The sequence below is a fragment of the Vibrio algicola genome (assembly GCF_009601765.2).
Taxonomy (GTDB): domain Bacteria; phylum Pseudomonadota; class Gammaproteobacteria; order Enterobacterales; family Vibrionaceae; genus Vibrio; species Vibrio algicola.
This window is the reverse complement of record NZ_CP045700.1, coordinates 597139-608531: the sequence shown is the minus strand read 5'-3', so window position 1 is coordinate 608531 and position 11393 is coordinate 597139. Positions and strand designations below refer to the sequence as shown.

Genomic DNA, 11393 nt, shown 5'->3' with positions numbered 1-11393 from the left:
TATGGATAAAAATAATGACAAAAGCAAAATACCCAGTATTAAAAAAAGACATTAAATTAGCATACCCAGTTGCTCTAGCGAATAAGACTGTTGAAACGTTATCAATGCGCCGACCAACCGTGCGTGAATTATTGTTAATGGAAAAACACCAAGGCGATGACTTAGAAAAAGATCTCTACATGATGGGACTTTTGTGTGAAGTGGATGATGCCTTGCTACATCAATTAGACGCAATGGATTTCATCAAATTGCAGGAATGCTACAAAGGTTTTTTTATGCCAGAGAAAGAGAGCGAAATATCCAGCGAGGACTAATGGTTCTTGCTAGCCATACAGGGTGGGGGATTGAGGAGATGATTTCCCTGCCATTTCAAACCTTTCTTGAATTTATAGAACTCTTGCCTAGAGGTGATCATGGCAACAACTCAAAATCTTAAAGCGGTTGTTACACTAGGCGGCGCAGTTGATGGCTCGTTTAAAAGTGTGACCGGGGCACTTAATAAGCAACTAGGCTCAGCTACAAAATCAGTTAAAACGTTAGAGCGTGAACAGGCCAAGCTCAATAAAGAGATTAAGAAATCTAAATTGGCTGGGGCGAATGTTGAGTTTTTAACCAATAAATATGATCGTCTAGGTAAAGAGCTAGATGAAGCTCGTCGTAAACAAAAACAACTTGCCTCGGTTTCAAATTTTGGTGGAAAGTTAAAAAGTGCCGCGGTTGGTATTACTGCAGTTGGTGCAACTGTTGTGGCTACCTCGACCGCCGTCGTTGGTTCATTATTTGCGATCACGAAAGCACAAGCTGAAACCATGGACGGCTCAAAAAAGCTGGCAGACAGCATTGGCTTGCCCATTGAAACACTCCAAGGCTATCAGTATGCGGCAGAGCGTTCTGGTGTAACAACGGAGCAGCTTAATGGCGCCGTTGAGAAAATGACCCGTCGTACCGCTAATTTTGCACAAACGGCTGGTGGCCCTGCAAAAAAAGCACTTGAAGCATTAGGGCTAGCGCAAGAGGACTTAGCCAATTTATCGACCGCCGATAAAATGGATTTATTAGCCGATAGATTAAATGGTGTAGAAAATGCCGCATATCGTAACCAAGTAGCCTTTGAGATCTTTGGTCTTAAAGGTACCGCTATGACCAATATGCTAAAGGATGGGTCTAAAGGGTTAAAGCAATATAAAGAAGAAGCAGATCGACTCGGTTGGGTATTAAATAAAGGTGCACATGAAGGTGCCGAAAGTTTTGATGATGCGCTGCTAGATACACAATTAACGATCAAAGGTATTACGCGAGTTGTATCGGCTCAGTTAATGCCAGTTTTCACCAATATGATGAAAAAATTTACATCATGGGCGAGTGAAAATAGAGAAACAATAAATGGTTGGGCTAAAAGTTTTGGTGAATGGGCCACAGAAGCGATCCCCAAAGCAGTAACAGCATTAGAATCCTTTGGCAAAGGGATAAAAACAGTCTCTGGTTTTATTTCTAGCTCGGTGGATATGCTGGGTGGCTGGAAGAATATACTTACTATTATTGGCTCATTAATGGCGGCAAAAGTCGTTGTTGGTATTAGTAGTTTTGTCACTGCTGGTTATAAAATGATTCAAATGCTTAAAGCCGCGACAACTGTTCAAGCTGGTTTAAATGTGGTTATGGCTGCCAACCCAATAGGTTTAGTTGTTGCTGCTGTCGGTGCGTTGATCTATGCAGGTTACCAACTTTATACAAACTGGGATTCTGTTACACAATGGTTTAAAGGGACGTTAAATTGGTTTAGCACCGAATTTCCGGCAACCTTTAATGTTATAAAAACTCTATTTGATTGGTCTCCGTTGGGTATGGTTGTCAATAATTGGGAGCCAATAAAGGATTTTTTTAGTGACTTATGGGGCTCTATCGGATCGATGTTTGACTCAGGGTTACAAAAAATCACTGCAGTATGGGACACAGCTAAAAACCTAGCGGGTAAATTAAAGTTTTGGGGTGATGACGAAAACAGTGATAACCCACAAGCTTCACCTTCATCTTATGCCCAAGGCAACAACACCGCTTTACCCACTAGCCGATATGGCGCTGCATTACAGGGCGCTCAATATGCTAACCGTTCTGGTAATCAAACCACTATTGGTACCATCCAAGTAAATGCAGCACCAGGACAATCCCCGCAAGAAGTGGCGCAAGCCGTTCATAAGAAGATGACGGGTTACGAAAACAGCCTGTTAAGTGACATCCCACAATAAGGAAGCTATTTATGTCACAGGTCATGCTTACATTGGGGAGTTTCCAATTTTCCATATCAACTGCTGCTTATAACGAGTTAACTCAAAAATGGGAATGGCGTTGGCAGGAACAATCTCGTGTTGGCCGTAACGATTTACTGCAAAATACAGGTAAAGCTGCGAACGCTATTTCATTAAGCGGGCAAATCGCTACAACCATTTACAGTGTTGGTACCAAGCAACTTGAAACCTTAGCCGAATTGGGCGACTTACAAGAGCCTCAGTTACTCACATCTGGTGAAGGTGGCGTTCTTGGATATTGGGTAATAACTGCATTGAATGCTGTTAACTCAAAATTTATACCAGGAGGCGATCCTAAGCGTCAGTCTTTCACTATGGAGCTTAAATATTATGGCGACGACTTACAGAACCCGTGATGGTGATGTGCTCGATTACATTTGTTGGAAGCATTACGGCACAACCAGCGTAGTAGAGAAAGTGCTAGATGAGAATATGAATTTAGCGGAATACGGTACCATTTTACCGAGTGGCTTAGTTATCGAGTTACCGGATATTAGTATTCAAACAGAAGTAGAGGCTGAAAGCTTATGGGATTAGGTTACAAGCCAGATTTTCAACTGATCGCTAATGGTACCGACATTACCGAATCCATCCGTAAAAACCTCATTAGCCTCAGTTATACCGATAATTCAGGCAAACAATCAGACCGCCTTTCTTTTGCTATTTCTGCACCTAACAATATGAAAACCCCACCAAAGGGCGCTGTCATTAAATTAGGGCTAGGCTTCAATGGTGAATTGGTAGATAAAGGGCAATTTGTGGTTGATGAGATCAGCCCAAGTGGACCGCCAAGAAAAATTCAATTTACCGCCAGTGCTGCGCCAATGAATAACGCTAAACAGTCTGGTGTATTGCAATCACAAAAGACTCGTTCTTGGGATGATGTTAGCCTTGGTGACGTTGTGAAAACCGTTGCAAATGATCATGGTTTAATCGCTAAGGTTAGTTCTGATTTAGCCAACATAAACATTGAGCATTTAGATCAGGTGAACGAATCTGACATGAACCTATTAAGTCGATTAGCTCAAAACTATTCTGCAGTCAGTAAGCCGGCGAATGGGTATTGGTTATTCTTGAAAGATGGGGAAGGGAAGAGCGCATCAGGAAAGGAACTGAAAAGCATTACTCTAAAGCCTGAAAACGTCAGTAATTGGCAAGGGCAATTTGGCAGCAGAACACAAGCCAAGCGAGTGATTGCAGAATATAACGATGTGGCCACTGGTGAAACCAAGGAAGTATCGGTTGGTACCGGGTTACCTGAATTTAGAATTGTGTATAAATACCCTAACTATGCTGAAGCCACAGCTGCCGTTCAAGCAAGATCTAAAAGCGTAACATCAGGCAGTGACACGATGGATATCACCATGCCAGCCACACCAGATCTTATTCAGTTGATTGCAGAAGGGCACTTCATTTTAGAAGACTTTGGTGATATTGAAGACGGTAAGTGGCGAACAACGTCGGTTGAATGGTCATTAAATGATGCAGGGATGTCGATTCGTTTGAGTGGGGATCATGGGGTTAAGTGATTGATTTTATAAAAGCCCCATATACGCCCCATGATAAGATTGCATATTGATAAGTCATTGAAAATAAAAGCCTATATGAATCTCATGCCTGACATGTTCGAAACTTGGTACAAGATGGCAAGCCTCATTCAATCCGGCTTAGATCTAACCCCAATTATCACCCACCATTTCAGTGTGGATGACTTCCAAAAAGGCTTTGACGCTATGCGTAGTGGGCTTTCTGGCAAAGTTATCTTAGATTGGACTAAGTAAAAATTGGTGACTTATGGAGTTAAAAAGCTAAATATTTAACACTGTTTATAAAAACAGTAAAGTGGAGGGTTTTGCCCTATTTAGCCCCAGAAAAAGCCCCAATTTAGTCCCACAGCTAAAATAAAAAAGCCCCAAAGCAATTTTGGGGCTTTCAATATCACTTCTTATTTTGAACCTTTAACAGTTTATTCCAAACCCGATCCGATTCCTTCTTGTTGGGTTCGATGAGCCATTCACTACAAATTTTGTTGGCATATTTATATTACTCTACAGTTTTGTTAGCTAAGCTTAAGACAATAGGATAATGATATGAAAGGAGTGTTAAATGTCAGTGATTATGTTTTTATTTATAGGTGCGATAGCAGGGTGGCTTGCTGGACAAATAATGAAAGGCACCGGATTTGGCTTGATTGGTAATATTGTCATCGGGATTGTGGGTTCGGTGATCGGTGGGTTGACGTTTAGTTTGCTTGGTTTATCTTCGGGTAGTTTGATCGGCTCGATAGTGACCGCGACAGTCGGTGCTGTTATATTGTTGTATATATCCCGCGTAGTAAAGTCTTGAAGCCTATAGAAATTTTAGCTCCTCAGCGATGATTGATAACTGAGGAGCTTTTTTATAGGTCAAGCTTAATGATGACTGCCGTGGCTAATAATAATCTCGCCATCAATATCAGTACGTAGGCATGCTTTTTGGGTTTTAATTAAGGTGGCGGCAAAGGCCGGTTCCACCGCTTGTAATTGGCCTTTCTTGCGTTTGATTGGTGCACCCCAAGTTTGATCTTTATACAGTCCTGCTTGGGTGTATTCAACAAGTACTTTCATGCTATCTCCTAGATGTAACAAAATGTAAGGTGTGGTGTAACAATACGCGTAACATCTAATTTACACACTAGTTAAAAATGAAAATTAAGTTCAACAAAATGTTACTCATATGTAGTGGCTTTGTTGCGTAATTCAAATTTAGAGGTGACAACACTAGAATGGTATTATTTCAATCAATTCGGTAAGTTTTAGGCATACCTAGCCCTGTTAGTTTATTTAAAGCTTTGATCATTGCGTAAGCTTCCCCAACTTGGGCATTATAATTTCTTAAGCTGAGTGTTCCGCCCAATAGCTTTTTCACTCGATGCATTGCCGTTTCTGAAATTGACCTTTTATGATACCCAAACCGTGTTTTCCACTGCTTATTAGAACCATAAAACTGTTGAAACCCGACGGATAAATTTCGTGGATGTCCCTTTTCCCAAAAGACTGCACCAAGTCTTGGGGGCACAAGTGGGGTGGCTTTTTTGATACGAATGGCTTCATAGTATTGTCGAGTATCGTAAGCACCATCGCCTGATACTTTTAAGATCTTTCGACGTGTTTGCTTTAGTAAATTAGGTAGAACGTCTCCGTCACTGACATTCGAGAAAGTGAGTCCTGCCGCAATAATTTCATGAGTAACGACATCAACACCTATATGTAACTTACGCCAGATCCGGCGCTTCCCATCAGTTCCATGTTTCCTGACTTTCCATTCACCCTCGCCGTAAACCTTGAGGCCAGTAGAATCAATAGCTAAGTGTTGTATCGTGCCACGAGCTTTCGTTTTGAATGAGACTTCAACCTCTTAACTTCCAGTTTTTGGTCTTATAACGAGGTTTTGGCATGAATATCGATGGTTTAGTGGGGAGTAAACGATCTGATCGTCAGTTTCACATTTAGTTCCATCGAATTACGCAACAAAGCCATTAATAGTAAGAAGTATTGTTATTCTCATCAGTTTAACTAATTAGTATTAAACTCTCTTATTTGTATATTTCTACTTTTAGATCCTATCCTTAGGTGGTAGTTTTGCATCGAAATTATCTTGTTTGCCGCTATAAGGAAAATAATAATGAAAAAAAGATATATTGCACTCATCGTTTTGATCGGTGTCGCGATTGGCTGGGCCACGTTAGGTGGTACTCAAGCAGTGTTACATGCGACATCAACCACTGAATTTTGTGTGTCGTGCCACACTATGCAAAAACCCCTTCATGAGTACCAAGGTTCAGTTCACTTTAGTAATAGCAAAGGTATCCGCGCAGAATGTGCCGATTGTCATATTCCGCACCAACCAGTGGATTACTTGATCACTAAAATCCGTGCCTCGAAAGATATCTATCATGAGTTCGTAACCGGTAAGATTGATACCGACGAAAAATATGAAGCGCACCGTTTAGAAATGGCTCAGACGGTATGGAGTCAGCTAAAAGCGAACGACTCTGCTACGTGTCGTTCTTGTCATAGCTTCAATGCAATGGAATTGTATGACCAACCGAAAGGCGCACGTGAAATGCATATTTCAGCGCAAAAAGAGGGTCAAACTTGTATCGATTGTCACAAAGGTGTGGCTCACATGACGCCACAAGTTAAACTTGATACTTCGGCTTTTGATCATTTATACGATTTAGCCAAATCAACGCCGAAAGATGCGGCGCAAGTATACCCACTTGATTTTATTAAGATGGGCGAACTGGCAACGATCAACCCTACCGTTGAACTTAAAGTTGAAAAAACGGATGGTGATAAGCGCACAGTGACGGTTTCTGGTTACCAAATGAAAGGCGCAGAATCGGTGATTTATCTTGGCAATGGCCAACGTTCAATTTTGGCAAGTGTATCGGAAGCCGGTCAAAAAATGCTTAAGTTGGGCGCAAGTTCGAAAGATGCGTACGGTAATGAATGGCGTAGCGCGAGTTTAACCGGTGAGATCAATGCTCCGGTTTTAGATTCAAATAAAGAAATTTGGAAGTATGGTGAAAAGTTAGACAGCACTTATTGTTCAACGTGTCATGCCAAGATCCCACCAAAGCACTTTACTGTGAATGCATGGGGACCGGTTGTGAAGACCATGGGTAGCCGTACGGATATCTCAGATCTTAATCTAGAAATCCTAACTAAGTTTTTACAAAACAACGCAAAAGACGTTGTTAAATCAGAACAATAAGGAGTGAGTGAACATGTCTAATATTTCACGTCGTAAATTCTTAAAAGGCTCTGGCGCAACCGCTGGTGCTATGGCTATCGCATCGATCGTGCCGCTACCGTCAATGGCAGCAGAGCCTAAAATTGGTCGTACCGATGGCAAAATCATGACCGCTGGCCGTATGGGTGTATTACTGGCAGAAGTTAAAGATGGCAAACTAGTATCAACCACAAACGCTTTACCACAAACCGTGGTCAATCATCTGCAAAGTACTGGGCCTTCTCAAGTTCATACTAAAGCTCGCATCAAGCACCCGATGGTGCGTAAAGGTTACTTAGCTAATCCGGAAAACCCACAAGGTGTGCGCGGTAAAGATGAATACGTACAAGTGACATGGGAGCAAGCTTATAAATTGGCTCATGAACAACACATGCGTATTCGTAAACAGCATGGCGCAGAGTCAATTTTTGCAGGTTCTTACGGTTGGCACTCGAGTGGTGTTCTGCACGATGCTCGTACCTTATTACAGCGTTATATGGGACTGGCTGGTGGTTATAGTGGCTCACTAGGGGATTACTCTACCGGTGCGGCGCAAGTTATTATGCCGTATGTGGTTGGCTCGATAGAAGTGTATGAGCAACAAACCACTTACCCTGTGGTCATGGAGCACTCAGAAGTAGTAGTACTTTGGGGAATGAACCCAATTAATACCCTAGAGATTGCTTGGACTGCGGCAGATGGCCAAGGTCTTGAGTTTTTCCATCAACTGAAAAAATCGGGCAAAACCGTTATTGCGATTGATCCAATGCGTTCTGAAACCATTGATTTCTTCGGTGAAAATGTTCAATGGATCGCACCAAACCCAATGACCGATGTGGCATTGGCAATGGGTATCGGGCATACCTTAGTGAAAAACAATAAACACGACACTAAGTTTATTGAGAAATACACACATGGTTTTGATAAATTTAATGATTATTTGTTAGGTAAAACTGATGGCGTGGTAAAAGATTCAGCTTGGGCTGAAAAAATCACCGGTGTCTCAGCCAAGCAAATTGAATTACTAGCAGAGATCTTCTCTAAAAATCGCACCATGTTAATGGCCGGTTGGGGTATGCAGCGCCAACAATTTGGTGAGCAACGTCACTGGATGATCACCACTCTAGCGGCAATGCTGGGTCAGATTGGTCTGCCTGGTGGTGGCTTTGGTTTCTCTTACCACTATTCAAATGGTGGTAATCCTGCGCGTGATGCTGGTATTTTACCGTCAATTTCATCAAGCATTAATACTGGAGCATCGGAAGGTGGGGATACCAGTTCTTGGCTTAATAATGGCGAAGGGGTGGTTAATGCTTTCCCAGTTGCGCGTATTACGGAAGCCTTGGAAAATCCAGGTAAGCAGTATCAACATAATGGCCATACGTTAACGTTCCCTGACACTAAGATGATTTGGTGGTGTGGTGGCGGTAACTTTACTCAGCATCAAGATACCAACCGCTTAGCGCGTGCGTGGCAAAGTCTTGAATTATCAGTGGTGTCTGAAATATATTGGACCGCAGCGGCAAAACATGCCGACATCGTTTTCCCAATTACCACTAGCTTTGAGCGAAATGACTTAACCATGGTTGGTGATTACAGCAGCCAATATATCGCACCAATGAAGCAAGTTGTTGCTGCGCAAGGTGAAGCGAAGAGTGATTTTGATGTATTCTCCGAATTGTCTGAAATGCTATTTAAAGGCGGCAGTTCAGCTTATCGTGAGGGGCGCGATGAAATGGAATGGTTAAACCACTTCTATAAGATTGCGCAAAAAGGTGGACGTAACGCTCGTGTTCCAATGCCAAACTTTACTTATTTCTGGAAACAGAATAAAGAGTTTGAAATGAACTGGAATGAAGAAAACGCCAAGTTTGTTCGTTTTGCCGAGTACAGAAAAGATCCAATCATGAACCCACTCGGTACGCCAAGTGGTAAAATTGAGATCTATTCAAAAACCTTAGCCAGTTATAATTTACCAGATTGTCCAGCACACCCAACTTGGTTAGAACCGACTGAATATACGGGTAATGCTAAAGATGGTGAGTTGCAATTAATGACTGCGCACTCAGCAGTACGTTTGCACAGTCAATTTAACTATGCCGATATTCGCAAACAAGATGCTGTGGCTAATCGCGAACCTATTGTCATTCATCCCCAAGATGCAAAATCTCGTGGTATTAAAGATGGTGACTTAGTCCGTGCATTTAACCAACGTGGTCAAGTCTTAGTTGGTGCAAAAGTAACAGATGGCATCAAACAAGGCAGTGTTTGTATCCATGAAGGTGCTTGGCCTGACTTTGACCCGAAAACGGGCATTGACCGTAATGGTGGATCGAATGTGTTAACTCTCGATATTCCAGCGTCACGTTTAAGTAATGGTTGTGCCGCCAACTCTGCATTAGTGAAAATTGAGAAATGGATAGGTGAAGCTCTGCCGATGGAAGCATTTGAGCCACCAAAAGGTGCGTAATTTGCTCTAAAGTAGTTTATAGAAAAATGAAAACCGAACGTTATGATGATGTTCGGTTTTTTTGTGTCCTAATGTTTGTCATTTCATTAATTATTGCTGGTGTGTTTATGGTGGCGAGCCAGCCTATCGCCAAAATTGTTGTTACTATTTTTGAACGTAGTGCCGGTGAGCATGGCTCAGAATGGGCTGAAATGACGGCAAAAATCATCCGTAGTGTATTGGTTGGAGTGATAGGGGTTGCGTTTATTCAAACCGCTATTATTAGTGCAGCCATGTTTACTTTCCACATTCCTGCGGCAGGCTTATTTACCATTATCATTCTGGTGTTATGTATTGCTCAACTGCCGGCTATTTTAGCTATAGCCCCTTTAATCGGGTACATGTACTTTACTGCAGACACGACTTCGTTTTTGATTTTTACCATCTGGGGGATCGTTGCAGGTTTGTCGGATAATATCTTAAAACCACTTCTAATGGGGAGAGGGATCTCGGTTCCAATGCCTGTGATTATCATTGGTTCTTTGGGAGGTATGATGTATGCGGGTATTATCGGCTTATTTTTAGGCGCGGTGGTACTTGCATTATGGTGGGGTGTATTGACGATATGGTTAGGCGAGAATAATGAAGAATCATTATAATATAGTCATATAAATAGGATTAGCCGACTATACCTGAAGATAGCATCTTATGTGATGGGTATAGCTCTAATTTTATTAGGATAAGTTGTGTATTAGTTGATTTCTAGGGCGCAACTATTTAACCTTCACTAATACTCATTATTTTAATAAGCCATTCACATATAATATGGTAACTAATATGAAAATAAGTCTTCTATCTTGCTCTATTTTTGCTGCACTTACTTTTGCTGCAAGTTCTGCTTATGCTGATAATACTGTCGAAAATAATACTCTTTATCTTGGCGCCAAAACGGGTTGGACCAACTTTGACTCAAACTGTCAATCAGGTGAATCTTGCGATAATGATGCCTGGGGGGGCAGTGGCTTAGTCGGTTATCAAATTAGTAATTGGCTTGCGATTGAAGGGGGCTATAACTATTTTGGTAATGATAAACATACAGGTAGTTCTAAGTACGATAAAGTCAAAAGCCAAAACGTTGAACTCTCTTTTAAGGGGGATTGGTACCTGTCTGACAATTGGAACTTATTTGGTAAAATTGGTGGTTCTTATAACGATGTAAAACTCCCAGATGCTGATAATGTCTCATTAATGTTAGGTACCGGTATTGAATATCATATTAGCCAGAGTGTCCGACTGCGCGCCGAATATCAATGGTTCGATAATATAGGTGAGTATGACCATTATAAAAGCAGAGGTGATGTCAATTACGTAACATTTGGTATTATTTATATGTTCGGACAAGATGCTTATAAAGAGCCTGTTCTTGCAGCTCCTATTTCTATGGAACAGATTGAACAAGATCAAGTTGGAGACTACAAAGACGTTGCCGCGCCAGTACAAGTTGAAAAAAATAATACGTCAATGACTTTAGTGACGGTTAATTTTGCAGAAAAATCCGATGAAATTTCACTAGACAGTTACGTTACTTTGCAAACGGTAGTCGATCAACTCAATGCTCATCCAGAACAAACCGTTACGATAACCGGTTATACTTCAAACTCTGCAAATTCCATTGCTGAGCAGAAAGTACTGTCAAAACAGCGAGCAAAAAATACCGCCGAGTATCTGGAGTCACATGGCATTGCTTCTGATCGTATTATGACCGAAGGTATGCGAGCTAAATCGCCAGTTGCTGATAATAGCACTGAAGAAGGCCGAGCGAAAAACCGCCGTGTTGAAATAATCTTTCAATAATCAGGCCA

General features: G+C 41.6%; 11 protein-coding genes and 2 pseudogenes. 11 read left to right on the top strand and 2 right to left on the bottom strand.

Annotated features, from left to right (window positions below; all coding sequences use genetic code 11):
* Positions 1 to 14: 14 nt before the first annotated feature.
* The 7 genes and pseudogenes from GFB47_RS14400 to GFB47_RS14370 all read left to right on the top strand — a co-directional run bounded on the left by GFB47_RS14400 (position 15) and on the right by GFB47_RS14370 (position 4652).
* Complete coding sequence (locus tag GFB47_RS14400) at positions 15 to 314, top strand: phage tail assembly protein (RefSeq protein WP_178306525.1); 300 nt, start codon at positions 15 to 17, stop codon at positions 312 to 314.
* Positions 315 to 413: 99 nt separating this feature from the next.
* Positions 414 to 2246, top strand: a complete 1833-nt coding sequence (locus GFB47_RS14395; RefSeq protein ID WP_153448724.1) for a phage tail tape measure protein — start codon at positions 414 to 416, stop codon at positions 2244 to 2246.
* An 11-nt stretch (positions 2247 to 2257) separates the two neighbouring features.
* Entirely contained in the window at positions 2258 to 2662 is a 405-nt protein-coding gene (locus GFB47_RS14390) for a phage tail protein (protein WP_153448723.1), read from the top strand.
* Positions 2637 to 2843: a tail protein X gene (locus GFB47_RS14385; protein ID WP_153448722.1), complete on the top strand. Its 207-nt coding sequence runs from the start codon at positions 2637 to 2639 to the stop codon at positions 2841 to 2843. Before GFB47_RS14390 ends, GFB47_RS14385 begins: the two co-directional genes overlap by 26 nt.
* Positions 2834 to 3835 (top strand): contractile injection system protein, VgrG/Pvc8 family, encoded by a 1002-nt coding sequence (locus GFB47_RS14380; RefSeq protein ID WP_153448721.1) that lies wholly within the window; start codon positions 2834 to 2836, stop codon positions 3833 to 3835. The genes GFB47_RS14385 and GFB47_RS14380 overlap by 10 nt, the downstream gene beginning before the upstream one ends.
* Before the next feature lie 90 nt (positions 3836 to 3925).
* Positions 3926 to 4087: pseudogene (locus GFB47_RS14375) on the top strand (L-threonine 3-dehydrogenase); the annotation flags it as partial.
* A 325-nt stretch (positions 4088 to 4412) separates the two neighbouring features.
* Entirely contained in the window at positions 4413 to 4652 is a 240-nt protein-coding gene (locus GFB47_RS14370; protein WP_153448719.1) for a GlsB/YeaQ/YmgE family stress response membrane protein, read from the top strand.
* A gap of 65 nt (positions 4653 to 4717) precedes the next feature.
* On the opposite strand, the gene GFB47_RS14365 is transcribed toward GFB47_RS14370, so the two are convergent.
* Positions 4718 to 4912 carry a hypothetical protein gene (locus GFB47_RS14365; RefSeq protein ID WP_153448718.1) on the bottom strand — a complete coding sequence of 65 codons (195 nt, stop codon included), beginning with the start codon at positions 4910 to 4912 and terminating at the stop codon, positions 4718 to 4720.
* Between the two features lie 169 nt (positions 4913 to 5081).
* Positions 5082 to 5702, bottom strand: a pseudogene (locus GFB47_RS14360) (IS5 family transposase); the annotation flags it as partial.
* Between the two features lie 267 nt (positions 5703 to 5969).
* Between GFB47_RS14360 and GFB47_RS14355 the strand changes: the two are divergent.
* From GFB47_RS14355 to GFB47_RS14340, 4 genes are all read left to right on the top strand, one after another.
* Positions 5970 to 7064, top strand: coding sequence for a NapC/NirT family cytochrome c (locus GFB47_RS14355; RefSeq protein ID WP_153448717.1), 1095 nt, complete (start codon positions 5970 to 5972; stop codon positions 7062 to 7064).
* Between the two features lie 13 nt (positions 7065 to 7077).
* Complete coding sequence (locus GFB47_RS14350) at positions 7078 to 9552, top strand: molybdopterin guanine dinucleotide-containing S/N-oxide reductase (protein ID WP_153448716.1); 2475 nt, start codon at positions 7078 to 7080, stop codon at positions 9550 to 9552.
* Between the two features lie 26 nt (positions 9553 to 9578).
* A complete protein-coding gene (locus tag GFB47_RS14345; RefSeq protein ID WP_153448715.1) occupies positions 9579 to 10190 on the top strand; it encodes an AI-2E family transporter in 612 nt (203 codons plus the stop codon).
* A 178-nt stretch (positions 10191 to 10368) separates the two neighbouring features.
* Entirely contained in the window at positions 10369 to 11385 is a 1017-nt protein-coding gene (locus GFB47_RS14340) for an OmpA family protein (RefSeq protein ID WP_178306524.1), read from the top strand.
* Positions 11386 to 11393: the final 8 nt, after the last annotated feature.

Excerpts from the sequence above, each read along its gene's own strand:
- GFB47_RS14400 (WP_178306525.1), top strand. The coding sequence starts at position 15 with ATGACAAAAGCAAAATACCCAGTATTAAAAAAAGACATTAAATTAGCA.
- GFB47_RS14355 (WP_153448717.1), top strand. The coding sequence starts at position 5,970 with ATGAAAAAAAGATATATTGCACTCATCGTTTTGATCGGTGTCGCGATT.
- GFB47_RS14345 (WP_153448715.1), top strand. The coding sequence starts at position 9,579 with ATGAAAACCGAACGTTATGATGATGTTCGGTTTTTTTGTGTCCTAATG.
- GFB47_RS14340 (WP_178306524.1), top strand. The coding sequence starts at position 10,369 with ATGAAAATAAGTCTTCTATCTTGCTCTATTTTTGCTGCACTTACTTTT.
- GFB47_RS14395 (WP_153448724.1), top strand. The coding sequence starts at position 414 with ATGGCAACAACTCAAAATCTTAAAGCGGTTGTTACACTAGGCGGCGCA.
- GFB47_RS14380 (WP_153448721.1), top strand. The coding sequence starts at position 2,834 with ATGGGATTAGGTTACAAGCCAGATTTTCAACTGATCGCTAATGGTACC.
- GFB47_RS14370 (WP_153448719.1), top strand. The coding sequence starts at position 4,413 with ATGTCAGTGATTATGTTTTTATTTATAGGTGCGATAGCAGGGTGGCTT.
- GFB47_RS14350 (WP_153448716.1), top strand. The coding sequence starts at position 7,078 with ATGTCTAATATTTCACGTCGTAAATTCTTAAAAGGCTCTGGCGCAACC.
- GFB47_RS14390 (WP_153448723.1), top strand. The coding sequence starts at position 2,258 with ATGTCACAGGTCATGCTTACATTGGGGAGTTTCCAATTTTCCATATCA.
- GFB47_RS14385 (WP_153448722.1), top strand. The coding sequence starts at position 2,637 with ATGGCGACGACTTACAGAACCCGTGATGGTGATGTGCTCGATTACATT.
- GFB47_RS14365 (WP_153448718.1), bottom strand. The coding sequence starts at position 4,912 with ATGAAAGTACTTGTTGAATACACCCAAGCAGGACTGTATAAAGATCAA.